Annotated in this window: 25 protein-coding genes and 1 pseudogene; 18 read left to right on the forward strand and 8 right to left on the reverse strand. The window is 72.7% G+C overall.

Annotated features, from left to right (window positions below; genetic code table 11):
• Positions 1-218 precede the first annotated feature (218 nt).
• Genes AB0P03_RS33980 through AB0P03_RS33990 form a run of 3 tightly spaced genes read right to left on the reverse strand, consistent with a single transcriptional unit; the run spans position 219 to position 1,497 of the window.
• Positions 219-788 (reverse strand): hypothetical protein, encoded by a 570-nt coding sequence (locus AB0P03_RS33980; protein WP_363587864.1) that lies wholly within the window; start codon positions 786-788, stop codon positions 219-221.
• Between the two features lie 14 nt (positions 789-802).
• The gene (locus AB0P03_RS33985; protein WP_363587862.1) at positions 803-1,045 is read right to left on the reverse strand and encodes an ATP-binding protein; all 243 of its coding nucleotides are present in this window, start codon (positions 1,043-1,045) and stop codon (positions 803-805) included.
• Positions 1,046-1,065: 20 nt separating this feature from the next.
• Complete coding sequence (locus AB0P03_RS33990; RefSeq protein ID WP_363632434.1) at positions 1,066-1,497, reverse strand: ATP-binding protein; 432 nt, start codon at positions 1,495-1,497, stop codon at positions 1,066-1,068.
• A 308-nt stretch (positions 1,498-1,805) separates the two neighbouring features.
• On the opposite strand from AB0P03_RS33990, the gene AB0P03_RS33995 reads away from it, so the two are divergent.
• The 4 genes from AB0P03_RS33995 (at position 1,806) to AB0P03_RS34010 (ending at position 5,153) form a co-directional block, all read left to right on the forward strand.
• Positions 1,806-3,071, forward strand: a complete 1,266-nt coding sequence (locus AB0P03_RS33995; protein WP_363632435.1) for a helix-turn-helix transcriptional regulator — start codon at positions 1,806-1,808, stop codon at positions 3,069-3,071.
• The gene (locus tag AB0P03_RS34000; protein WP_363623967.1) at positions 3,068-3,598 is read left to right on the forward strand and encodes a GNAT family N-acetyltransferase; all 531 of its coding nucleotides are present in this window, start codon (positions 3,068-3,070) and stop codon (positions 3,596-3,598) included. Before AB0P03_RS33995 ends, AB0P03_RS34000 begins: the two co-directional genes overlap by 4 nt.
• Positions 3,599-3,621: 23 nt before the next feature.
• Positions 3,622-4,065 (forward strand): ASCH domain-containing protein, encoded by a 444-nt coding sequence (locus AB0P03_RS34005; protein WP_363632437.1) that lies wholly within the window; start codon positions 3,622-3,624, stop codon positions 4,063-4,065.
• Between the two features lie 263 nt (positions 4,066-4,328).
• Complete coding sequence (locus AB0P03_RS34010) at positions 4,329-5,153, forward strand: S41 family peptidase (protein ID WP_363632438.1); 825 nt, start codon at positions 4,329-4,331, stop codon at positions 5,151-5,153.
• Positions 5,154-5,289: 136 nt separating this feature from the next.
• On the opposite strand, the gene AB0P03_RS34015 is transcribed toward AB0P03_RS34010, so the two are convergent.
• Complete coding sequence (locus AB0P03_RS34015; RefSeq protein WP_363632440.1) at positions 5,290-6,927, reverse strand: alkaline phosphatase D family protein; 1,638 nt, start codon at positions 6,925-6,927, stop codon at positions 5,290-5,292.
• 510 nt (positions 6,928-7,437) lie between these two features.
• On the opposite strand from AB0P03_RS34015, the gene AB0P03_RS34020 reads away from it, so the two are divergent.
• On the forward strand, positions 7,438-7,893 hold the full coding sequence (locus AB0P03_RS34020) for a hypothetical protein (protein WP_363587849.1): 456 nt from the start codon (positions 7,438-7,440) through the stop codon (positions 7,891-7,893).
• Positions 7,894-8,012: 119 nt separating this feature from the next.
• Here the strand turns inward: AB0P03_RS34020 and AB0P03_RS34025 are convergent, their stop codons facing one another.
• Entirely contained in the window at positions 8,013-9,008 is a 996-nt protein-coding gene (locus AB0P03_RS34025) for a helix-turn-helix transcriptional regulator (RefSeq protein WP_363632442.1), read from the reverse strand.
• Positions 9,009-9,182: 174 nt separating this feature from the next.
• Between AB0P03_RS34025 and AB0P03_RS34030 the strand changes: the two genes are divergently transcribed.
• The 9 genes and pseudogenes from AB0P03_RS34030 (at position 9,183) to AB0P03_RS34070 (ending at position 19,011) form a co-directional block, all read left to right on the forward strand.
• Positions 9,183-9,503 carry a hypothetical protein gene (locus AB0P03_RS34030; RefSeq protein WP_363632444.1) on the forward strand — a complete coding sequence of 107 codons (321 nt, stop codon included), beginning with the start codon at positions 9,183-9,185 and terminating at the stop codon, positions 9,501-9,503.
• Positions 9,504-9,698: 195 nt separating this feature from the next.
• Positions 9,699-9,902 carry a hypothetical protein gene (locus AB0P03_RS34035; RefSeq protein ID WP_363632446.1) on the forward strand — a complete coding sequence of 68 codons (204 nt, stop codon included), beginning with the start codon at positions 9,699-9,701 and terminating at the stop codon, positions 9,900-9,902.
• A 181-nt stretch (positions 9,903-10,083) separates the two neighbouring features.
• On the forward strand, positions 10,084-11,850 hold the full coding sequence (locus AB0P03_RS34040; protein ID WP_363632448.1) for a hypothetical protein: 1,767 nt from the start codon (positions 10,084-10,086) through the stop codon (positions 11,848-11,850).
• A 145-nt stretch (positions 11,851-11,995) separates the two neighbouring features.
• Positions 11,996-12,322 (forward strand): annotated as a pseudogene (locus AB0P03_RS34045) (transglycosylase family protein); the annotation flags it as partial.
• A 1,430-nt stretch (positions 12,323-13,752) separates the two neighbouring features.
• Positions 13,753-14,949 (forward strand): Cmx/CmrA family chloramphenicol efflux MFS transporter, encoded by a 1,197-nt coding sequence (locus tag AB0P03_RS34050; RefSeq protein ID WP_363632466.1) that lies wholly within the window; start codon positions 13,753-13,755, stop codon positions 14,947-14,949.
• Positions 14,950-15,247: 298 nt separating this feature from the next.
• Positions 15,248-16,117 carry a sphingomyelin phosphodiesterase gene (locus AB0P03_RS34055; protein ID WP_363632450.1) on the forward strand — a complete coding sequence of 290 codons (870 nt, stop codon included), beginning with the start codon at positions 15,248-15,250 and terminating at the stop codon, positions 16,115-16,117.
• 82 nt (positions 16,118-16,199) lie between these two features.
• Positions 16,200-17,363 carry a hypothetical protein gene (locus AB0P03_RS34060; RefSeq protein ID WP_363632452.1) on the forward strand — a complete coding sequence of 388 codons (1,164 nt, stop codon included), beginning with the start codon at positions 16,200-16,202 and terminating at the stop codon, positions 17,361-17,363.
• Positions 17,364-17,622: 259 nt separating this feature from the next.
• Positions 17,623-18,162, forward strand: a complete 540-nt coding sequence (locus tag AB0P03_RS34065; protein ID WP_363587833.1) for a hypothetical protein — start codon at positions 17,623-17,625, stop codon at positions 18,160-18,162.
• Positions 18,163-18,243: 81 nt separating this feature from the next.
• Entirely contained in the window at positions 18,244-19,011 is a 768-nt protein-coding gene (locus tag AB0P03_RS34070; protein WP_363632453.1) for a 2OG-Fe(II) oxygenase, read from the forward strand.
• Between the two features lie 13 nt (positions 19,012-19,024).
• Here AB0P03_RS34070 and AB0P03_RS34075 read toward each other — a convergent pair whose 3' ends face one another.
• Positions 19,025-19,597, reverse strand: a complete 573-nt coding sequence (locus tag AB0P03_RS34075; protein WP_363632455.1) for an SMI1/KNR4 family protein — start codon at positions 19,595-19,597, stop codon at positions 19,025-19,027.
• 163 nt (positions 19,598-19,760) lie between these two features.
• Here AB0P03_RS34075 and AB0P03_RS34080 point away from each other — a divergent pair, with 163 nt between their 5' ends.
• Both AB0P03_RS34080 and AB0P03_RS34085 read left to right on the forward strand, forming a co-directional pair.
• On the forward strand, positions 19,761-20,501 hold the full coding sequence (locus AB0P03_RS34080; protein ID WP_363632457.1) for a hypothetical protein: 741 nt from the start codon (positions 19,761-19,763) through the stop codon (positions 20,499-20,501).
• A 132-nt stretch (positions 20,502-20,633) separates the two neighbouring features.
• On the forward strand, positions 20,634-20,960 hold the full coding sequence (locus AB0P03_RS34085) for a hypothetical protein (RefSeq protein ID WP_363587825.1): 327 nt from the start codon (positions 20,634-20,636) through the stop codon (positions 20,958-20,960).
• A gap of 48 nt (positions 20,961-21,008) precedes the next feature.
• Here AB0P03_RS34085 and AB0P03_RS34090 read toward each other — a convergent pair whose 3' ends face one another.
• Complete coding sequence (locus AB0P03_RS34090; RefSeq protein WP_363632459.1) at positions 21,009-21,752, reverse strand: class I SAM-dependent methyltransferase; 744 nt, start codon at positions 21,750-21,752, stop codon at positions 21,009-21,011.
• A 261-nt stretch (positions 21,753-22,013) separates the two neighbouring features.
• Between AB0P03_RS34090 and AB0P03_RS34095 the strand changes: the two genes are divergently transcribed.
• On the forward strand, positions 22,014-22,328 hold the full coding sequence (locus AB0P03_RS34095; protein WP_363632461.1) for a hypothetical protein: 315 nt from the start codon (positions 22,014-22,016) through the stop codon (positions 22,326-22,328).
• Here the strand turns inward: AB0P03_RS34095 and AB0P03_RS34100 are convergent.
• The gene (locus tag AB0P03_RS34100) at positions 22,312-22,803 is read right to left on the reverse strand and encodes a GPI anchored serine-threonine rich family protein (protein WP_363632462.1); all 492 of its coding nucleotides are present in this window, start codon (positions 22,801-22,803) and stop codon (positions 22,312-22,314) included. The two genes, AB0P03_RS34095 and AB0P03_RS34100, sit on opposite strands and share 17 nt — an antisense overlap.
• Positions 22,804-23,043: 240 nt before the next feature.
• Between AB0P03_RS34100 and AB0P03_RS34105 the strand changes: the two genes are divergently transcribed.
• Positions 23,044-23,328: a hypothetical protein gene (locus tag AB0P03_RS34105; RefSeq protein ID WP_363632464.1), complete on the forward strand. Its 285-nt coding sequence runs from the start codon at positions 23,044-23,046 to the stop codon at positions 23,326-23,328.
• The last annotated feature ends 166 nt before the right edge of the window (positions 23,329-23,494 follow it).

Genomic DNA, 23,494 nt, shown 5'->3' on the forward strand with positions numbered 1-23,494 from the left:
GCCGGACTTGTCCAACGGCCGGCGGGCCCTTGGGCCTGTTGGATTCCACAGGCCCAGAACGCACGAAAGGCCCCTAGAAACCGCCGTGTGGTGCCGAGGCGAGTGGAAGTGGAGGGTGTCGGCGGATGGCGGCCCTGAGGTCCGGCTGACCTGGACGAGCCGACCGCGCTGCGCAGGAAGTCGGCGGGCCCGACTTCCTGCGCACGGTCGGGTGTTGCTCAGGAGCGGGTGGTTCGGGCGGCGCGGTCTCGGCAGTGGGCGAGGGCGTGCTTGATGCGGATGTCGGCGGTGGGGGCGGCGACGAGGAGTTCGCCGGCGTCGACGAGGGCGGTCCAGTAGTGGGCGGGGTCGCCGACGGTAGGGCGGGGGCGGGCGGCGGTGAGGGAGAGGTAGGCGGCGGTGAGGTTCCCGGTGGTGAACCAGCGGGCCAGGCCGTGCTGGTGGCCGGCGCGGATGCCACCCATGGCGTCGATGGCGGCCAGGAAGAGGTCGACAACGGCGAGTTCGGTGGCGTCGAGGGGCTTGGGGATGTCGAAGACGCCGAGGGCTTCGAGGAGTTCGCCGGTGTCGGCCTCGGAGCCGGGGCGGGGGTTGGCGAGGAGGGCGTCGTAGCAGTCGTCGAGGCGGAGTTGGGTGTCGGTGAGGGGGATGCCGAGGGCCAGACAGACGGCGCGGGCGGAGGGCAGCGGCTTGCGGGTGCGGCGGGAGAGGAGGGCGTAGGTCTCGGCAGGGGTCCTGCCGCGGGAGAGGACGTGTCGGGCGAGGGCGGTCAGGGAGGGCTGGTGCATGGGGAGTCGGTCTTTCAGACGGTGGTGAGGGAGGAGGGGGCGATGCGGGCCCAGACGAACTTGCCGATGCTGCCAGGGCGGTTGGCGCAGCCCCAGTGTTCGGCGAGTTCGTCGACGAGGAACTGGCCGCGTCCGTGTTCGTCGTCCGGGGCGACCGCCCGGACGGTGAGTGGCTGGTGCTGGCGTCGTGGACCTCGATGCAGGTCGAGGCAGGTGGGGCGCCCGGCCACCAGCAGGACCTTCATGGTGTTTCCCACCGGATCGTGCTGCTGCCGGTTCACTGTGTGGTCCTGAGCTTGAGGTCGGCGTGGACGGTCTTGCCGTCGGACATGAGGGCGGCGCCCCAGTGGCCCCGGGTGAGCTTGTGTACGAGGTCGAGGCCCCGGCCGCCCTCGGCGTTCGGACCGGCGTCGACCCTCACAGGCAGGATCCGGCAGCCGTCGGTCACCCCGATCCGCACGTCCCTGCCGGTGATCGAGACGATCTCGACGCTCATCGTGAGCTGGCAGCCGGTCTTACTGGCGTTGCCGACGAGCTCGGAGACGATCAGTTCGGCGTCGTCGGCCAGGTCCTCCAGGCCCCACTTGACCAGCACTGTCCGGACCAGGTGGCGGGCTGTCGAAGCCGATTCGGGTCGGTAGGGCAGGTGGACGGCCTGCCGCCTCTCGCCGCCCACCAGGGCCGGGGTGGGGGCAACGGTCGTGTTCACGCCGCCTTCCATCGCCGAAGAGCGAGCAGACGGACAACGTGCGAGGGCCTACCAGTGGCGATCACGGCGCGACTCCGGAAAGAGAGCTGGTGATGGGAGGTTTGGCCGGCGCCAGGCCCACGTGGGACGCGGCCCGGTGCCGGGCACCCGCCCCGAGGGGCGGGCGGCTTGCATCCAGTGAACGGCCATCACGAGACGGGTGGTGAGGCAAAGTCGGCGGCGTTCTGGTCGGATCCCAGCCGGAAAACTTGACCGTCCCATTGCCTGGTCGCCTGCACGGCAGGTGATGGCGCGGCTACGTTGACTCCATGGTGGTCAACGTCCAGCTCCGTCACCGGATGGCCGAACGCCGCATGACGAAGGTCGAGTTAGCCCGCGAAGTGAACCTGGAGATCGAGATCCTCACCGGGCGGCTCGGCACCGTATCAGAGCGCACAGTGCACAACTGGCTGAGCGGTTCGACCCGGTGGCCACCGGAGAAGATTCGCCGCGCGCTCAAGGCAGTATTCGGCTGTACGCCCGAAGAGCTGGGCTTCGTCCCGACCGGGAGGGCCCGCACCACACCGGAGGAAGACGTGAGGCGACGCGACTTCATAGCGGCGGCCGGCGGTACGGCGGTCACCCTACTCACCCCTACCCCTGCAGCGTCGGCAGGTAGCCGCATCGGCATCACCGACGTGCAGAACCTGCAACGGCGCTTTACTGAGGTCATCGCCAGCGACCACCGTCACGGCGGCCGGCTCAGCGTCGAGTCCAAGGCCGCATCGCTCGCCGACGAAGCCCTCGAACTGCAGAAGAACGGCATCGCGACCCAGCGGATCCGGGCCCAGCTGTACGCCAGCGCGGCGGCCTTCATGTCCTCGGCGATGTGGGCCGCGATCGACGGCCGCCGCTTCGATGCCGCACTCGAACACCACCGGAAGGCCGCCTCCCTGGCTGCTATGTCCGGAGACTCCGGCATCCAGTTCCGGATCTGGTCCCACGCGGGAAGTATGTACCGGCATCTGGGACAGGTGGGCGACGCTCTGGCAGCCAACGACGTGGCCCGCAGCCTGCCGATCGCCCGCCGCGACCCGCTGTTCGCCTCCCTCGGGCACGCCCGCCACGCGGCCATCCACGGCCTGACAGGCGACTCCAACGCGGTCCGCCGTTCGCTCGGACACGCACAGGACGCTCTCGACCGGGTGGACCAGGCAGCCACCCGATCGGTGTGGATAACCGCCTTCTACGATCAGTCCGAGCTCGACTCCCTCGCCCTCGCCGCCCACCTGGCGGCCGGGAACTGGGAGGACGCCGAAGCACGAGCCCACCGCAGCATCGCCCAGCGGCGCGACGCCATGCGGCGGTCCATCGCGATCACCACCGTCCGCCTCGCCAGGGCCCAGCTCGGTCAGGGGGACCTGGAGCCTGCGGTCGCCACGGCGATGTCCGTGCCGACCGCAGGCTCCACCCACCCCCGTGTCAAGCGCATGCTGGCGGCCTTCGGCACCAACCTGCATGAGCGGGCGCCCGGCAGCACATCGGACAGGACCTGGACCGCGTACACTCACGACACTTGGAGGACCACCGCGTGACCGTCGAACTCCGCCACCACACTGCGTTGGCGCCCGAGGCCCGACAGGATCTGCTGGACGTCTACGCCGACGTGCGCGGCCCGCTGCTGCACCTGCCGAACTACCGTGTCGCCGCATTCGCCGAACGCCTTGACCGGCATACCGCCGAGCCCGGCTTCGAACTCGTCCTCGGCTACGACGGTGAACTGCCGGTCGGATACGTCTACGGAAACACCGTCGAGGCCGGCGACCGGTACTGGAAGCGCATGACCGATCAGCTTCCCGACGGCTGGACCGACACGCCGACCCTGGCCATCAAGGAGATCGGCGTGCGCACGCCCTGGCGTGGCACCGGCACCGCCCGTCGCATCCACGACGCACTGCTGGCCAACCGCACCGAAGGCCGAGTCACGCTGATGGTGAACCCGCTCGCCGGGGACGGGAAGGTCCAGCGTCTCTACGAGACCTGGGGCTACCAGGCGTTCAACGCCCAGCAGCCATCACCGGAATCGCCTCGATTGACGGCGATGATCCGTCCGACCCGCTGAACTCCGCGACGGCGACCCTGCGCGTGAGGCCGTCGAGCACGGGCAAGCCCTCGCCGCCCGGCGACCGCGCGGGCGCCTGGCCGCCCTGCCCCTTCCCTCTTCGGCATGGAAGCGGAACACCACCCCATGCCGGACCAGGAACGCGTCATCAGGATCCGCCGCCCTATCTCGACCTGATCGCCGGCGGCACCAAGACCGTCGGGGTGCGCGTCGGCTACCCCAGCATGCGAAAGATCCATCCGGGGCAGCTGCTCGTCTTCGAGTCCGGGGACGCCCGCTACCGCGCCCGGGTCACCGAGGTGGTGGAGTACCCGGGCTTCGATGCGATGCTCGATGCCGAGGACCTGGAGGTGATCGGATCCGAGGGGGTGAGCCGGGCCGAACTCCTCGCCGCCTATCGCGAGATCCACCCGCTGGAGAAGGAGCGGCTCGGCGTCCTCGCGATCCACCTGCGGCTCGCCCCGTAGCCGGGGAGCGACCGCGCTGCGCGGGAAGTCGGCGGGGCCGACTTCCTGTGCGCGGAACGGGTTTTCAGGTGCGGGTGGTGTGGGTGGCTTGGGTGCGGCAGTGGGTGAGGGCGGGTTTGAGGCGGGGGCCGGGGGAGGGGGTGGCGGTGAGGAGTTCGCTGAGAAACCGCTGGGCATCGGTTCGGCCTTGACCTACGATCGCGCGAATGATCACTCATGGAGCGATACTCGACACCGCCCTCGCCCGGATCACCGCTGGTTACGTGTTCCCCGAGAAGACGGCGGCCATGGAAGTGGCGATCCGGAACCGGCTGGCGGAAGGCGCTTATGAGGGCCTGGACGAGCGGGGGCTGTGCGAGCGGGTCACGGAGGACTTGCAGGGGGTGTGTCCGGACAAGCACCTGCGGCTGCTGTGGAGCGAGGAGCCGCAGTCGATGGACGAGGAGCCGGAGGACGTCGCCCGGGCCCGGTTCGAGCGGTACGCCCGGGAGAAGAACTACGGCATCCGGCGGGCAGAGCAGCTCGACGGCAACATCGGCTACCTCGATCTGCGCATGATTCCCCCGGCCGGGGTGGGCGGTCCCGCGATCGCCGCCGCGATGCAACTGGTCGCTTCCACCGAGGCGTTGGTCATCGACCTGCGGCAGTGCAGCGGCGGTTCACCGGAGGGTGTGCAGCTGTGGTGCAGCTACTTCTTCGCTGACGACGAGGTGCACCTCAACGACATCTACGACCGGGCTACCGACTCCACCCGCCAGTACTGGACCCTCGGGCACCTCGCCGCGCCGCGCTATTCGGACCGTCCGGTGGTGGTGCTGACCAGCGACTTCACGTTCTCCGGCGGGGAGGAGCTGTCGTACAACCTGAAGGTGCTCAAGCGTGCGACGCTGGTCGGGCAGACGACGCGTGGTGGCGCCCACCCGACGGCCCGTATTCCTGTCGCGCCGCATGTGACGGTGACCGTGCCGGCGGCCCGCTCGATCAACCCGGTCACCGGCACCAACTGGGAGGGCGTTGGCGTGGAGCCGGACGTGGCGGTTGCCGCTGAGGATGCGCTGGAGAAGGCACTGGAACACCTTCGCGCGTAGTCGAGTCCCCCGGCTGCTCAGCCCTGAGCAGCCGGGGGGCCTATGCGAGGCGACTGGTGCGGCGCGGTCACGCTCAAGGCTCAGCCACCACGTGGTCCCGCCGCCCCCGTGAGCGGCGGGACCAGGGGGCGGCGGGTCAGGCGGGGTGGATGCCCGGGTTGCCGGCCTCGGTGACGAAGGAGGCCGCGGTGGTGACGGTGCCGCCGGGGCGGGTGATGTGGGAGACGGCCCGGTAGTCGGCGCGCACCTGGTGGCGGTCCAGGGTGAGCGTGGTGTAGCCGCGCCGCCCGTCGTAGAACTTCATGTGCGGGTTGGCCGACATCAGGTTCTGCCAGTTGGACGGCCGCTCCTCGCCGTCGCCGTCGCTGCTGATCGAGGTGCCGACGAACTCCACGCCCACGGTGCGCGAGTCCGGCTTGTCGAAGTCGCGCTTGACGTCCAGGGCGTAGGCGACGTGGACGTCACCGGTGAGCAGCACCAGGTTCTCCACCCCGGCCCGGTCGACGGCGGCCAGGAAGCGCTCGCGGGCGGCCGGGTAGCCGTCCCAGGCGTCCATGGAGAGCTTGGAGCGCTCGGCGGTGGTGTTCTTGCGGCGGGAGAAGACGACCTGCTGCGGCACGACGTTCCAGGTCGCCCGGGAGCGGCGCAGGCCCTCGGCGAACCAGCGCTCCTGGGCGGCGCCCATCAGGGTGCGCCGCGGGTCCTCGGACTCCGGGGTGGGGTACTGCCAGCCGTCGCCGTTGGCCTGGTCGTCGCGGTACTGGCGGGTGTCGAGGATGTCGAACTGCGCCAACTGCCCGAAGTGGACGCGCCGGTAGAGGGTGAGCTCGGTGCCGCGCGGCTGCGGCATCCGCAGCGGCATGTTCTCCCAGTACGCGCGGTAGGCGGCGGCGCGGCGGGCGATGAACGGCGCCGGGTCCTGGCCCTTCTCGGGGATGCCGGCCGCGTAGTTGTTCTCCACCTCGTGGTCGTCCCAGGTGACGTACCAGGGGTGGGCGGCGTGCGCGGCCTGGAGGTCGGGGTCGTTCTTGTAGAGGGAGTAGCGCAGCCGGTAGTCCTCCAGCGTGGCCGTCTCGTGGTCGAACAGCGCCGGCAGGGTGCGGTCGGTGTACTTGCGGTCGCCGCCCGCCGCGTCGATGCCGTACTCGTAGATGTAGTCGCCGACGTGGAACACCGCGGCCAGGTCCTCGTCGGCGAGGTGGCGGTAGGCGGTGAAGTAGCCGTCCTCGTAGGCCTGGCAGGACACCAGTCCGAAGCGGACGGCGTCCAGCCTGCGCCCGCGCTCCGGCGCGGTGCGGGTGCGCCCCACGGGGCTGCTCCAGGTACCGACGGTGAAGCGGTACCAGTACACCCGGTCCGCGTCGAGGCCGTCGACGTCCACGTGCACCGCGTAGTTGAACTCGGCGTGCGCGCGGGCGCTGCCGCGCCGCACCACCTTGCGGAACCGCTCGTCGCGGGCCAGCTCCCAGCCCACCCGCACCGAACCGGTGGGCGGCAGGCCGGCGCCGGGCTCCAGCGGGCGCGGCGCCAGGCGGGTCCACAGCACGACGGACTCGGGCAGCGGGTCGCCGGAGGCCACGCCGAGGGTGAACGGGTCGCCGGTGATGGCGCGCGGGCCGAACTCGGCGTCCTCGGCGTGCGCGGACGGCAGGTTGACGGTGAACGCCAGCGCGGCGGCGGCCGAGGTGACGGTGAGGAAGCGGCGCCGGTCCAGCCGCGCGGCGGCCTCGCGCAGCTGCTGGTCGGGGGAGGGGCGGTCGGCAGGGCGGGTCATGGGGTGAAGGCCTTTCGCTGCTCGGCGGTGTGCGAAGGAATTCGAGTGGACCGCGCCGTACGCCAGGGGTCGGAATTCCGGCAGCCGAGTGATCATCTGATGGGGGATCAGTGAAGGTCCGACAAATCCCCCCGGGTGGACGGAAACGGACGCGCGTAGCGTCACCCGCGCGACCGGTCCACTTGGCCGGCGGCCGCAGGCCCTCCCGCCACCGTCCGGGCCCGCCACCGGCCCCGGCCGGCCCGCAGGCCCCGCACCGCGGCCGCCCGGCAAAGCCCCGAACCCGCACGAGGGGACGGCTGCTCCGTACCCGGAACGGGCCGCGCGACGAGATCCACCCCAACTGCACACAGGCGCTGGCAAAGTCAAGAAAAACCACCCGAACGGGGGGGTCCACTTCTACGCCGGAGGGCGGTCGTGATGTACAACACGCTGGCACCCCAAGCGAGTTGACTGATAGGAATCACCCCGGGGGACCCGACCATCAGCTCACACCTCTGGGAGGGAACCATGAAGAACCGCTTCGTACGTCGTGCGGGTGTTGTGGTGGCCGGCCTCGCCGTCCTGACAGTCGGCTTCGGCAGCACGGCGGCCATGGCGGCCGCCCCGGCCCCTGCCCTGGCCCCGGTCGCAGTGGTCCAGAACGTCACGCCCGCCATCACGGCCGTGCAGACCTGGACCTACGTCACCGGCCCGCTGGAGACCACGCTCACCCTCGACACCACCGCCCGCTCCGCGTCCATCGTGGTGTACGCGAACGTGCCGCTCCTCGGCAAGGTCAAGGTCGGCAGCGCCTCCGGCAGCCTGACCGAAGGCATCACCTTCCACCTGGGCCTGTCGCCGTTCGTCAACGGCACGCAGAGGTTCTACCTGGTCGGCGACGACGTGCACCTGTACTACGACTTCGACGCGCTCGGCAAGCACTACACGGGCGACGTCAAGCTCGGCACGCTCCCGCCGTTCTAGCAGCCCCGCTCCACACCTCCGGCGCCGCCCGCCGCCCCCGCGACCCGGGGGCGGCGGGCGGACCCACACCCGCACCAGCCGCCCGGCCCCCGCCACGGCCACCCGCGCGAACGCCGGCCCTACAACTGCTGCGGCAGCCAGCCGTTCTGCACCGCCCGCATCCCGAACTCGAAACGACTGCGCGCACCCAGCCGCTCCATCAGATCCGTCGCCACCCGCCGCGCCGTCCGCGACGACACCCCCAGCCGCTTGGCGATCGCCTCGTCCGTCAGCCCCTGCGCCAGCAACCGCACCACCGTCGCCTCCTGCGCACTGAGCCCGCCCTCGTCCCGCACCGCCGACGGCCCCAGCTCCCGCGCCTGACCCCACACGTGCTCGAACAGCGCGCACAGCGCCACCAGCGTCCCGTGACCGGTCAGCACGACCGCCCCCGCACGGGTGTCCTCCCCGCTCACCGGGATCAGCGCCGTCGCCCGATCGAAGATGATCATCCGGGTCGGCAGCTCCGGCACCGTCCGCACCTCCCCGCCCAGCTCCGCCAACCAGCCCACGTACGCCACCGTCGGCTGGCTGTTGCGCACACTGTCCAGGTACACCGTCCGCATCCGCACCCCCCGGCCCAGCAGATCCCGGTCATGCGGCCGGGACGCCTCGATGCTCTCCGGAGAATGCCCGCCACCCGGCGCGAAGGTCATGATCTCCGCCGTCAGGCCACGGGCCAGCGACGCGATCCGGTCCCGGATCTGGTCCAGGCCCACCAACTGCTCCACCCCCGCGTGCGAGGCGGCCGGCCGCAGATCCGCGTACTCCGCGATCAACTGCGCGGCCGCCGCCCGGGACGCCTCGATCCGCAGCTGCTGCGCCGCCAGATCCGCCTGCTGACGGGCCATCAGCAACTCCATGCCGACCTGCGGCGACACCGCACGCAGCTCGCCCTCCCGCTCGTAGGAGGGCCGGATCAGCGCCAGCTCGCTCAGCAGGTCCAGACAGCGCCGGACCTCCTCCTCGCTGCGCCCGAGCCGCTCCGCCAGCGCCCGCACCCCGTCGCCGGGATGCGCGAGCATGCTGCGGTAGACGCTCTCCGACACGGCATCCAGCCCGAGTGCGGTCAGCATGCCTCGTTACCCCCCGGTGTGTAAGGCCTGAATCGCCAATCGCTGCGTACGCGATCATCGCACGCGAGTGCGAGAGGGGGCCAGCAAGCGGTCCTGGACGGTTCCGGACACCGCCGGAACCGTCCAGGTTGATCCTCTATGCCGGGATGTCGACGGTTCGGCAGAGTCCGTTCCATGTACCTGATTCACGCCGAGATCCAGGCCCCGGCCCCGGCCCCGGCCTCGGGAGCAGCGCTCGCGCCCGACACCGCCGGGGTGCTGCTGGCGAGCGCGCGGCCCCAGGAGCGCATCGAACACGTCGCCGTGCACGAGGGCGCCGGGCCCGGCGCCGTCCTCGGCGTCTACCTGGTCGCCGGCCGGCTGAGCGCCGCCGAGACCGTCGTCGACGCGTTCTGCCGGCGCGCGGTCGAGACCGTCCCCGCGCTGCGCGGCTGGACGCTCACCCGCGTCGGAGCCCCGCTCGTCGCGCCGTTCTACGAGCGCCTGCTGGACTGATCCGGCCCGGCTGGACGGATCCGGACGCTGCCGTTTCCGTCCACCGGAGAACCCTTCCACCCGCCCTGAACTGCGACGAAGCTAGTACTCGCCAGCAGGGCCCACCGCCCGGAGGCAAACCGGCCGAGCGTCTACCGCGGGACGCGACACCGGACTCACCGCCACCCGTCCAGTTCTCGAAAGAGGTCAACTCCCATGCTTCGCACCCCGCTCGCCAAGGCCGCCGCGGTCGCCGCCCTCGCCCTCGCCGCCGCCCTGCCGATCGCCGGCCAGGCCTCGGCGAACACCATCTGGGACAGCCCCACTCCCGCCCCGGCCGCCACGACGGCGAACACCATCTGGGACGCCCCGGCCCCCGCCCCGGTCACCGTGACCCCGGCCAACACCATCTGGGACTGACCCGCCCCGCGCCGGCCACCGCCGTGAACACCATCCGGGACTGACCCGCCCCGCCGTCGCCCGAGGCCACCCGACCGCTGCTCCTGCAGGGCAGCTGTCCGCCTCCGTCCGGGCCACGCCCCTCTCTTCCCGCGCCGGCCCCGGCGCCACCACCCCTTTCACCCTGTCAGGACGTGTCGTCGTGCCCTCCGCGCTCTCCAAGCTCGCCCGCGTCACCCTCGCCGCCTCCATCGCCGCCTCCGGCGCGATAGCCGCCACGGCCGTCACCACCACCGCGGCCCACGCCGCCGCCTCGTCCACCGTCGGCGGCCAGATCACCCGGTCGGAGATCATCTCCCGCGCCCAGTACTGGTTCAACCAGAACCCGGGCCTCACCTACAACCAGGGCGCGACCTTCCCCGACTCCAGCGGCCGCTACTACCGCAAGGACTGCTCCGGCTACGTCTCCATGGCCTGGCACCTGGGCTACAGCGCCACCACCCAGTCCATCGCCGACTCCGAGACCTACCCGATCTCGCGCAGCGACCTGCGCCCCGGGGACGTCCTCAACAGCTACTACGACCACGTCCTGCTCTTCGAGAAGTGGGACGACCCCGGCCACACGACCTTCTCCTACTACTCCTTCGGCTCCACCCCGGTGAAGCACATCACCGGCGCCTCCATCAACGCCGCGAAGTTCGACTCGCACCCCAACGGCGACTACAAGGCGCTGCGCTACAAGAACGTCGTCGAGGACGTCAACACCTCCCCGTCCTCGCTGCCCTCCGGCACGCTGGTCAAGTCCCCGAACGGCGCCTCGGTCAAGGTCATCATCAACGGCGCGGGCCTGCCGGTCGCCGGCTCCGACGTCGCCCCCGACGGCTACGACCTGAGCAAGATCGTCCAGGTCGACGACGGCGCCTTCAACGCCCTGCCCACCGTGCCGCCGCCCGGCACCGTGGTCCACGACCAGGCCGGCGGCTCCTCCCGCTACGTCGTGGTCGGCGGCGCGGCACTGTTCATCTCCGGCGCGGACTGGACCGCCGACGGCTACAACACCCGCGCCGACATGGGCGTCCCGTCCAGCTGGCTGCAGGGCGCGATCAACACCGGCCCGGCCACCGGACTCGTCGTGATGGACCAGTCCGGCACCGACGCCGGCCGCTACGTCGTCGTCAACGGCACCGCCATGCACATCTCCGCCGCCGAGTGGACCGCCGACGGCTACAACACCCAGTCCCTGATGGGCGTGCCCAGCGACTGGCTGAAGGCCGCCATCGCCAAGCCCATGCCCAACGGCACCGTCCTGATGGACCAGTCCGGCACCGACCCCAGCCGCTACGTCGTCGTCAACGGCGCCGCCGTGCACATCTCCGCCTCCGAGTGGACCGCCGACGGCTACAACCTCCAGTCCCTGATGGGCGTGCCCGGCGAGTGGCTCAACACCACGGCCAAGAAGACCGTCCCGGACGGCACCCTGATCAAGGGCCAGGCCGGCACCGACCCGTCGATCTACGTGATGGCCAACAACTCCGCACTGCCGATGACCAGCGCCGAGTTCACCACCGTCTACGCCAACCAGCCGGTCCTGGGCGTCCCGGAGGAATGGGAGGCCGCCGAGGTCGCCCGCCCGCTCGCCAACGGCACCCTGATCACCGACGCCGCCGGCACCGACTCCACCGTCTACGTGATGGCCGGCGGCCTGGCCGTCCCGCTCACCTACGCCGACTTCACCGGCTACGGCTACGACAAGCTGCCGCTGCGCGGCGTTCCCGGCAGCTGGGAGCAGTCGGCCGCCGCCAAGAGCGCCCCCGCCGACGGCACCCTGCTCCAGTCCTCCGACGGCCCCACCGTCTGGCAGGTCGTCAACGGCGGCAGCAAGAAGGCGGCCGCACCCGGCTCCTACAACGCCGCCGACGTGGTGAAGGTCCCGACCGCGCTGACCGCCAAGCTCCCCACCGTCGCCTGACGTACCCACCCCGCCAGGGCGGCCCGGCCACCGCAGGCCGGGCCGCCCCGCGCCCGCACGCACCGCACCTGCACACACGTACCGCGCCCGCACGCACCCGCTCGTCCGACCAGCCAACCCGCATCTGCCCAGGGGGACTTCCGTCATGACCGCCGCCGCCCGCAAGACACCGGCCCTCGCCGCCGCCACCGTGCTGCTCGCCCTCGCCGCCCCGCTCGCCCTCGGCGGCCAGGCCTCCGCGGCCTCGGTGTCCACCTGGGACAAGGTCGCCCAGTGCGAGAGCGGCGGCAACTGGAGCATCGACACCAACAACGGCTACTTCGGCGGCCTCCAGTTCTCCCAGAGCACCTGGCTCGCCTACGGCGGCAGCCAGTACGCCCCCTACGCCAACCGGGCGACCAAGCAGCAGCAGATCCTGATCGCCGAGAAGGTCCTCGCCGGGCAGGGCCAGGGCGCCTGGCCGCACTGCGGCCCGGCGGCCAACCTGGGCGCCGACCACGCCAACCCCTACCCGGCCGGCACCTCCTACCCCGACCCGGCGTCGCTGCCCACCGGCACGCTCGTCAAGTCGCCCAACGGCTCCTCGGTCAAGATCCTGATCAGCGGCGCCGGCCTGCCCGTCACCGGCTCCGACGTCGCCCCCGACGGCTACGACCTGAGCAAGATCGTCCTGGTGGACGACGCCCGCTTCAACGCCCTGCCCACCACCCCGCCCGAGGGCACCGTCGTCCACGACCAGGCCGGCGGCTCCTCCCGCTACGTCGTCGTCGCCGGCGCGGCGCTGACCATCTCCGGCGCGGACTGGACGGCGGCCGGCTACAACACCCGCCCCGACATGGGCGTCCCCACCGCCTGGCTGCAGAACGCGCTCACCAACACCCTCCCGACCGGCCTCGTCGTCCACGACCAGGCCGGCGGCAACGCCCGCTACGTCGTCGTCTCCGGCGCCGCCCTGCCCATCTCCGGCGCCGAATGGACCGCCGACGGCTACAACACCCGCGCCGACATGGGCGTCCCCGGCGCCTGGCTCACCTCCGCCACCCAGGCCACCGTCCCGAACGGCACCGTCGTCAACGGCCAGGCCGGTACCGACCCGTCGATGTACGTCATGGTCAACGGCACCGCCCTGCACATCTCCGGCAGCGAGTGGACCGCCGACGGCTACAACACCAAGACCCTGATGGGCGTGCCCGAGGCCTGGCTGCAGGGCGCCGTCGCCAAGCCCCTGAGGAACGGCACGGTCCTCACCGGCGCCGCCGGCACCGACTCCACCGTCTACGTGATGGCCGGCGGCCTGGCGGTCTCCCTGACCTACGCCGACTTCACCGCCATGGGCTACGACAAGCAGCCGCTCACGGGCGTCCCCGGCACCTGGCTGGGCGCGGCCGCCGCCAAGAGCGCCCCCGCCGACGGCACCCTGCTGCTCTCGCCCGACAGCCCCACCGTCTGGCTGGTCGCGGGCGGCGGCAAGAAGGCCCTCACCGCAGCCGACTTCGGCCCCGGCAAGTACAGCCCCGCCGACGTGGTCAACGTCCCGACCGCGCTGACCGCCAAGCTCCCGACCGCCACCGCGTAACCCCGGCCCCCGACCACCCCGAGCCGCCCGGCCACACCCGCCGGGCGGCTCGGGCGCGCCCCGGAGACGCCCGAAACCCGCGTGCCCCACCGGACACCGCTCCGGTAGCCTGCAGACCATGTCGAGCCCCGAGGCATCCAGGGTGGGGGCTTTCGGTCACGCGCCGTCAGCCCCCTGAACCCCCGAGCCGCGCACCCCGCCCTCCCGCCGCACCCCGCAGCCGGACGGGCACGCCCTCAGGCCCCGGGCGCTGACCGCGGTGACGAGACGCCGACCTCCCGCGCATCTCCTCACTCCGGAGCCCTCAGATGTCCCCGACACGCCCGATGCCCCTCCCGCTGTACCTCCTCGCCCTGGCCGTCTTCGCCATGGGCACCTCCGAGTTCATGCTCGCCGGCCTCCTGCCCGACCTCGCCGCCGACCTCGGCGTGAGCGTCGGGGCGGCCGGCCTGCTCGGCCCCGCCTTCGCCGCCGGAATGGCCCTCGGCGCCCCACTGATGGCCGCCCTCGCCCGCACCTGGCCCGCCCGCACCAGCCTCCTCGGCCTCCTCCTCGCCTTCGCCGCCGCCCACGCCGCGGGCGCCATCACCACCAGCCTCCCGCTCCTGTGCGCCACCCGCGTCGCCGCCGCCCTCGCCTGCGCAGGCTTCCTCGCCGTCGCCCTGACCACCGCCGCCACCCTGGTCGCCCCCGACCGCAAGGGCCGCGCCCTGGCCGTCCTGCTCTCCGGCACCACGCTCGCCACCATCGCCGGCGTCCCGGCAGGCGCCGCCCTCGGCACCCTGCTCGGCTGGCGCGCCACCTTCTGGGCCGTCGCCGCGCTCTGCCTGCCCGCCGCCGCCGGCCTCCTGCGCGGCATCCCGGCCGCACCCGCCCCACACGACAGCGCCCCGCATGACAGCGCCCCGCATGACACCGCCGAACCGGCGCTGCGCACCGAACTCGCCCAACTGCGCCGCCCCCGTCTGCTCCTGGTCATGGCGCTCGGCGCCCTGGTGAACGCCGCGACCTTCGCCGGCTTCACCTTCCTCGCCCCCGTCGTCACCGACACCGCGGAACTGGGCCGGCTCTGGATCCCCGTCGCCCTGGTGCTCTTCGGCGCCGGCTCCCTGCTCGGCGTCACCACCGCCGGACGCCTCGCCGACCACCGCCCCCGCCTGCTCCTCGCGGCCGGCGGCCCGCTGCTGCTCGCCGGCTGGCCCGCCCTCGCCGTCCTGGCCGAGGAGCCGGCCGCGCTGCTGGCCCTGGTGTTCGTGCAGGGCGCGCTGTCGTTCGCACTGGGCACCACCCTGATCACCCGGGTCCTCTACGAGGCGGCCGCCGCCCCCACCATGGCCGGCTCGTACGCGACCGCGGCCCTCAACGTCGGCGCCGCCACCGGACCGCTGGTCGCCGCCCCCACCCTGGGATCCAGCGCCGGGCCGCTGGGCCCACTGTGGGCGAGCGCCCTGCTCGTCCTGCTCGCGCTGTTCGCCGCTGTCCCGCTGCGCGGGGTGCTCGCCCCCCGCCACGGCGGCGCGTAACAAGCCCCGGGCCGCACCTCGCGGCAGCTGCGCCGTGGGGAGTCGGCGTGGCCGACTCCCCACGGCGGCCGCACGCCCCGTCGGTGGGCACGGCCCCGGCGCGGCACCATCCGTGTACGCCCCTTCACGTCCTGCCGTGAGCCGGTGATGCCTCCCCGCGCCCCCGTTGCGTCCGCCGGGGCACCGGCGCGTCGACGCCGGCGGGCGCGGGCCGACCCCCTTGACTTGGGGGGCGGGGCGCCCCGGACCGGTTCCGCCGTGTGTGCGCCCCGCGCCCGCCGGTTCGGAGAGGACGGCCTTGAAGGTTCTGACGCACAACGTGATGTTCCTGTCCTGGCTGACGCAGAAGAGCGAGGGCGACTGGAACAACGCGGCGCGCTCGCGGCTGATCGCCGAGTCCGCGTACGTCGCGGACCACGACGTGCTGGTCTTCCAGGAACTCTTCGACCCCGGCCCCTCCGAGGAACTGATGCAGGGCCTGGAGGACCGGGGGTACCGCCACCGCACGCCGGTGGTCGGGGTGGACGAGTCGGGCTGGGCCGCCACGCACGGCCGGCAGATCTCCCCGCTGCACGCCCGCGGCGGGGTCGCGATCGTCAGCAGGTGGCCCATCCTGCGGATGGAGCAGTACGTCTACGACGTGGCCTGCGGCTGGGACGCCGAGGCCGCCAAGGGCTTCGCCTACGCCGTACTGGAGGTCGCCGGCCGGCGCGTGCACGTGGTGGGCACCCACCTGCAGTCCGACGACGGCGCCTGCCTGACCGGCCAGGCGAGGATCATGCGCCGCTCCCAGCTGCGCGACATCGACGTCTTCCTGACGGACCGCCGCATCCCGGCGCACGAGCCGGTGATCGTCGCCGGGGACTTCAACACCGACCGCCACTCGCCCGACTTCCAGGACGTCCTGGGCTTCGGGAACCTCCACGAGGCGGGCCCCCGGACCGGCTGGAAGTACTCCTTCGACACCATCGCCAACGACGCCGCCCTGCACCGCCACCCGGCCGACCCCGCCGAGGACACGGACCACGTCCTGCTCCGCAAGGGCCACGCCCCACCGTGCGACGCCTGGACGAGCGAGGTCCTGAAGACCGCCTCGCCGAGCTGGGAGGCGGGCGGCCGGGCCTTCACCGACTACAGCGACCACTACCCGGTGACCGCGGGCCGCTGAGCCCGGGCCGGCCCCCGGACGGCCGCCCGCGGACCGGCACGCCCGCCCGGCAAGCGCGAGCCGTCCGACAGGAGGAGCGGATATGAGCTACTCGGCACCACAGCAGTTCGGCGAACTCACCTTCGTCTTCAGCACCGGCGAGACCAGACCGCCCGAGGGCTACCACGCCCTGTGCAGCGTCATCCCCGACAACGCCCCGATGACCTGGGTGAGGGGGAGCACCGGCGGCTCGGCCGCGCTGGCCGAGCCCAAGCAGTGGCGCAAGGTCACCGACTCCGACGGGGTGCTGCGCGGCCTGGTGCCGGTGGCCCCTCCCGGGTACCGGGCGCTGAGCGCGCTGTGGTCCTCGGACACGGTCCACGGGCCCCGTGACGTCCTGCGCGACCTCGGCGGCGCGGCCTTCGTCGCCCAGGGCGACCTGCGCTGCGTGAAGGAGGAGATCGGCGGACGCCCCTACGTGGCCGTCGGCGCCTGGCGCGGGCGCGGCGGCCTGGAGATCCCCGAGACCGTCCGCCCCGAGACGATCCCCGGCGGCACGGGCTGCCTGCTGACCCCCGGCATCGCGACCTGGATCTCCTACTTCGACGGCGACTACGAGGGGGAGGACCCCGGCGACGTCCACGTGCTGGACGTGCCGATGCGGCAGGTCCGGCAGGGGACGGCGAAAGGCCCGGCCGTCACGGACGGAGGCGACGTGCCCGAGCGGACCGAGCCGGTCGTCGACCGGGAGGTGGTCCTCCCGTGCACCGCCGTCCTCGACCGGGGCGCGTCCACGGAGTGGATCCTGCGCAACTCGCCGACGTACACGGTGCGGCGCAAGCGGTTCTACACCCGGGTCGCGGTCACCGACCTGCGGGAGGACCCGGGCCCGGGCACGGTCGGCGCCACCGTCCCGTGGGGGGTGGACGAGGCGCAGGCGCAGGCCTGCCGCGAAGCCGTCGGCCTGTCCGTGGGGTTCGAGGCGGGCGTCGAGACCGAGGGCTCCGGCGCCAGGGCGGGCGCCTCCCTCAGCCGCGAACTCGGCTACGACAGCACGCGTTTCGTCGCCGCCATGACCCGCGAGCGGCAGGAGGTCCGCGCCCCCGCGCCGGGCCTGCACCTCACCGCGCTGTACGTCGAGAGCCACCGCATCGAGGTCGTCCGCAACGACCCGGACCACACGCTCCCCTCGGACCGGGCGGGCCTGACGTTCAACGCCCACGCGTCCTGGACGGCGCCCACCTACCCGCCGCGCCCGGCCCGCTGAGGGGCCGGCGCCCCGCGGCGGCCGGCCCCGCTGCGCACCGGCCGGTGCGCCCCGACCGCCGTTGTCACCGCGCCGTTGACTGTTCATCAGATCTTGCGAACTCGTGGTCGTCGGCTGGTTGGGCCGGCCGGGCGGTGGCTACGCTCGGCCGTGTCGTCCGATGGGGGGCGGCACCCGTCGCGTGCCGCACGCGCCCGGCCCTCGTGGCCCTCGGGCGTCGGAGCGGAGCACGCGCGGGCGGTTCCCACGGGAGTGGATCATGAGCTCTGTTGGTCGCAAGACCGTCGCGGTGATGGCCGCGGCCTTGGCCTCGCTGGGCGCGGGGAGCGCGGTCACCGCGTCCGCGGCCGCCTCGCCGGCCCCGCCGTGCAGCGGGGCGGAGTGCCCCAGCCTCAAGCCGACCAGGCTCTCGGCCAGTCAGGCGAGCCTGAACGTCACCCAGATGCAGCTGGAGAACATCCACGCGATGGCCTCGGACGCGGTGACCGGGGAGCCCATCCGAGGCGCCCGGATCGTGTTCGCCACCGTGGGCGGCCGGACGCTGGGCGCGGCCTACACCGACTACGACGGCATCGCGGCGATCACCGCCCCCGAGAACCTGGGCCCCGGCACCCTGCAGGAACTGCTGGGCGGCTACGAGGCCGCGATGGTCGGCGACGGCGTCCACGCCCCGGCCGGCGCCCACGGGGCCATCACCATCGGCACCGACCAGGGCCCCGGCGTCCCGGGCAACCCGTGTGCCGTGTGCAGCGACCGCGGGCTCAAGCAGGACGTGGTCCCCGTGGACTGGAGCCGGTAGGGGCGCGGGTGCGGCACCGGCCGGTGCGGCCCCGGGCGTGAGCGCGCCCGGGGCCGCGGGACGACGAGAGGGCGGGACACCATGACGGAGCCGGACACCAGGACAGGGCCGGGCACCGTGACGGAGCCGGACACCAGGACAGAGCCGGACATCATGACAGGGCCGCACACCGTGACGGAGCAGCCGTCGCCGGTGAGCACGGACGCGATCTGGCGGCTCCCGGTGACGGTCTGCCGCATCACCGGGCTCCTGGGCGAGCGGACGGCCGGCGCCCTGCTGGAACGCGCCGTCGCGCTCGCCCGCGCCGGCGACGCGTTGCAGCCCTCCCTGATCGGGGACCGGGAGCTGGTCCCCGGCTTCCGCCGCTCCCGTTCGTGCCGGGAGTTCGCCGCGCCCGAACTGCTGGCGGCCATCGACGAGGTGCTGGAGGCGGTCGAGCACACCCTGGGCGTCTCCTGCCGCAACACCGAGCCCGACTACACCCTCAACGTGCACAACGACGGCGACTTCTACCGGCCGCACCAGGACACCAGCGCCGAGTTCTCCCCCCGGCGCCTGCTCACCTTCGTCTACTACCTGCACGGCACGCCCCGGCCGTTCGGCGGCGGCGCACTGCGCGTGTTCGACGCCGCCCTGCCGCTGTACGGCGGGACGACGGGCGAGTGGGAGAAGCGCACCTGGCGGGACTGGGAGCCCGAGCACGACAGCATCGTGTTCTTCCGCCCCACCGCCTGGCACGAGGTGCGCCCGGTGAGGTGCCCGTCCCGGCGGCCCGAGGACAGCCGCTTCGCCGTCAACGGCTGGCTGTGCAGCCCCGATCCGGCGCGCCGGGGGAGCGGGGCGCTCTGACGGGGCTGCGCCCTCAGTCCTTCAGCATCACCAGCGGCAGGCCTCCGTCGCTCCACGCGCCGCCCGTCTCGTCGACCTGGTAGCGGTCGGCCTCCAGGTCGGCGGCGAAGGCCTCCAGGAACTCCCGCAGGCCGGCGGCCTCGTAGCCGGCCCGCCAGCCCTCGTGCGACCAGTCGATGATCTGGCCGCGGCGCTGCGGGGCGGGCGGGTCCAGGTCGATGCAGATCACGTCGCCGTTGCCGATGCCGATGAAGGGGATCCACCCGGCGGACCAGGCGACGTCCCGGCGGATCACGCCGTCCTCCTCCCGCTCGTCCCAGGGCGGATCCCCGGCGTCGGCGGACCGCTCGCGCCAGTCGTCCACCATCGCGTCGAGCGAGTGGAGCTCGGTGTGCAGACCGATCAGGACCCCCGGCAGGCCGTCGTGGCAGCGGTAGGAGTCCCGGACGTCCGGCGGGAGTTCCACCCCCATCGCGGCCTCCGCCGCCCGGATCTGCTCGTCGGTGGCGCCGGGCGGCATCGCGGCCGCCAACCTCGGGGCGATCCGCCCGAGCACGGCCTCGATCCGCGCCCACAGCTGCTGCATCGGGAACTCCCCTCCGTTGTGACGAGGACCGGAACGTAGCACCCGTCACCGACAGTCGGTCGGCGGGCCCGGGGCCCGGGGCTGATTGTCGGAGCCTCCTGGTAGGAAGGGGCTGATCGTCAGCCGACCGACCGCCGACGCGTGGTCACCGAAGGAGGCCCGGATGCCCGTGGAGGACACCGCCGTGCGCGAGGACGTCATGACGGCCGGGGAGGGCCTGCGGATCTACCCCGACCCGGCGGACGTCTTCGTCGCCGACCAGGCCGAGCTGGCCCGGCACCTGCACCCGCTGGTCTCGATCGACCTGGCCCGGGTCAACCCCGCCTGGCAGGGGTGGATCCACCTGCTGAGCCCGCTGGAGCCGTCGGAGGGCCTCATCGGTGACCACACCTCGGCCTTCCACACGGGGCTCCAGGCCCCCAACTGGCTCGGCTTCACGATGGAGGGCGACCGCTTCCGCCTGGCCGGCGACCTGCGCTACTTCGCCCGGGCGGCGGGCCCGGACGAAGTCCCCGACCCCTGGCCGGGGTTCCACGCCGGCCTCGCCGAGCACTGCGAACGCCAGGAGCACAGCTACCGGGCGCACCGCGACAGCTTCCGCCGCGAGGGCAGGCTCGTCCTGCTCGGCGACGACGGCCTGCCGCACCCCGGCTGCACCGGCGAGATGGCCCTCCTGGACCAGCTCGGCGGCTACGCCGACTCCGCCGGCAACTGGATCGAGACCGACCTGTTCCCGCTCGACTACGACGGCGACCGCACCTGGCCCGTCGGCCCGTCCGGCCGCCGCTTCGAGTTCGTGGCGGCGGTGCCCGGCTGGCACTACCGCGGCAGCGGCGCCGACTGGATCATGCTGTTCTTCGAACCCGTCGACCGCCTCGCCCTGTTGACCTTCGACTGGAGCTGAGGCGCAGCGATGCCAGCGGGCGACCGACCGGGCGGCCGAGGCGGCCGAGGCGGCCAGAGCGGTCAAGGTGCGGCAGGCGCCCGAGCGGCGGCGCAGGACTTCTTCGACGCGATGCGCCGGTGGGAGGAGTGGATGGCCTCCTGCCGGCACGACACCACGGGCGACGAGCAACTGGCGGCGGTGAAGGCGGTGTTCGCCAGGCACCTGGCGGCCAGGGCGCTGGCCCGGCACCAGTCGCGCTACGACCTGCTGTGCTTCGGCACGCCGCCGGAGTTCGAGGCGCCGATCCTGCGCGTCGAACAGGAGACGCCGGGCAGGTGCTGGGTGTACGTGCCGGAAGGGTTGATCGGCGGCGAGGCCCGCTACGCGATGGTGCGCGAGGGCGGTGCGTGGAAGGCCGCGTTCAAGGAGACCGACGTCGCCCTGACGGGCCGGTGGAGGAGGTGGCCGGATCTCTGACACCTGACCGGATCTCTGACACCCGACCGGCCGGCCGCTCCCGGCCGCTCAGGCGCGGCAGCGCAGCAGTTCCAGCGGCGGGTTGGCGAGGAGGTCGGCCCAGAAGTCCTCGCCGAACTCGCGTAGGCCGGCCTCGGACACCTGTAGCGGGACCCACTCGGCCTCGCCGAACCCGGCCGCCCGCAGGCACTGCTCGTAGACCTCGCGGCGCGGGGCCGCGCCCACGATGCTGATCGGCTGCGGGTCGAGGAGGGCCGTGACCCGCACCCGCGGACCCGTCTCGCTCTCCTCGCCGGTCGGTTCGCAGCGGAACCCGTACGTGTCCAGGGACGGGCAGTCGAACCGGTAGTCGGGCTTCTGGGCGAGCACGAAGAACTCCCCGCCCGGCACCAGGCCCCGGTGGATGTTGCGGCACATCCGCTCCATCGCCGCGACGTCCTCGGCGTAGTTGAGGCACTGCACTCCCAGCGCGATGTCGAAGCGCCGGTCGAGGGGCCGCAGTTCGGCCACGTCGCCGACCTCGTAGCGCACACCCAACGGGTCGCGCCGCTCGATCGTGCGCGCGGCGGCGACCATCTCGACGGAGATGTCGACGCCGAGGACGTCGGTGGCGCCGCGCCGCTTGAACTCCCTGCTGTAGAAGCCGGTACCGCACGCCAGGTCGAGGACCGACCGGCCGTCCACGTCCCCGACCAGGCCCAGGAAGCTCGGCACCTCCCCGTAGCGGATCAACGGCAGGGACTTGAACCCCTCGAACGCCTCGCCGATCCCGTCGTACTGCTGCACGCCCACGTGCCGCCCCTCCTGTGTGCCGCCCGCCGGGTCGCGGCCGTGGCGGAAAGTCTCCTCCGCCCCGCCGGGCCGCCGTACTGGCAGATGACACAAAGAAGTTGACCGGCGAATCGGGGGCGAACCCCCTATCGCCCAACACCGCTCTTCGGGGACGGGGAAACGCCGTCGAAGGGCCATTCGAGTGACGTCCCGCGTCCTCGCGTGTCCGAACGGCCACACTGGCAGCGCTGAGGAAGCCCGCCGTTCAAAGGAGACGAGTCCGTGAAGAGCCTCGGAAGGACGCTGGTCACCGTCGGTGCCGCTGCGGTTCTGTGCATCGCAGTCCCGGCCAACGCCCAAGCCGCGGAGGGGACTTTCACCTACATCAGCAACAACCAGGAGCACACGCTGGAGAACCCCGAGGGCGACCGGTGCTACGACCTCGGCCGCCGCGTCACCGAGCTGTACAACGACACCGACGCGGAGGCGGCCGTCTACCTCGGCGCCGGCTGCCGGGACGAGATCAAGACCATCAGGTCGGGTGGTTCGAGCACCCAGAGCGGCATCGGCTCGGTCAGTTTCACCGACGACGAGTAGCCGGCGCACCCGGCGGCGGGGCGGCCCGTCCGTCCGACGTGATCGTGAAGGGCTCGGACCAGTTGCCGGAATCACCGGACAGGACGACCCGGTAGTCGTCTCCAGGGGGGACGTCCGGCACGGTCACCTCCATCCGTCCCAGCAGGATGTCGAAGTCACTGGCGAGGACCCGGTCGAGGAGGGTGACGCCGCCCGCGCGCAAGGCGATGGACCCCGTGCGGTTGGTGATCTGCGCCGGCGGATCCGAGACGTCCCAGGTGACTTCGACCCGCTCGCCGACTCGCCAGACCGTCCCCGCGCGAGGGGAGAGAACGCGCGGCACGTAGACGTCGCGCCGGGACGTGCGCTCGGCGGAGTGGGCGGCCACCGCCGGACCGGTGGCCTGTGCCTGTGCCGGCACCGTGGCGAGCAGGCTCGGCATCGCGGCGGCGGCCAGTGCCACCACGCCCAGGACGGGTCCGTTCCAGATCCTCATGGCCTCAGTGTCTCGGTTCGGCCCGGAGTGAGCGCACGGACGGGCGCCGCTTCCCTCGATCGGGGGAACGGCCGTCGGTGACGGACGGCCCGTGAGGGGGGCGTGGCCCGAGGTCCGAGGGCGGCAAGCGGCCCGTCAGCCGCGTGACGGGGCGTGCGGTGCGGGCGCCACGGCCCCTTTCCCGGTGCAGGTCGGTCGCCTACGGTGGGTCACCCCGAAGACGAGGAGCGGAGGTTCCCTGTGGCGGACGAGGTGACGACGCAGTACCGCAGCTACGCCTGGGAGGACGAGCACGGCGTCAAGTACGTGGCCGCCTACCCGGGCGACGAGGAGGCCGACGAGGAGCGCAAGGCAGAGCTGCGGGCGTTGGGCGCCCGCGTGTCGGCGGACCTGGTGGCCGAACAGGAGGCCGAGCGGGAAGCCCAGCGGGAAGCCCAGCGGGAAGCCCGGCGGCCGAGGGCCGGGCGGGTGGCCGGGCGTGCAGGGCCGGCGCTGCGGCTGATCCGTGGTGAAGGCTCGTCCTGAGTGCGTGACCGGGCCCGCCGGCGCGCAGAGCGCCGGCAGGGCGGCCGGAGTGGGAAGTCGGCCGGGCCGACGTGAACCCACCCCGGCGGGGGGGGGGGGGTTTTCGCGGGGGGGGGGCCCCGATAACCAGATATCAAAAGACAAAAACACAAAAAAAAAAAAATTA

This window comes from Kitasatospora sp. NPDC088779, from assembly GCF_040685395.1.
In the GTDB taxonomy this organism is placed as follows: Bacteria; Actinomycetota; Actinomycetes; order Streptomycetales; family Streptomycetaceae; genus Kitasatospora.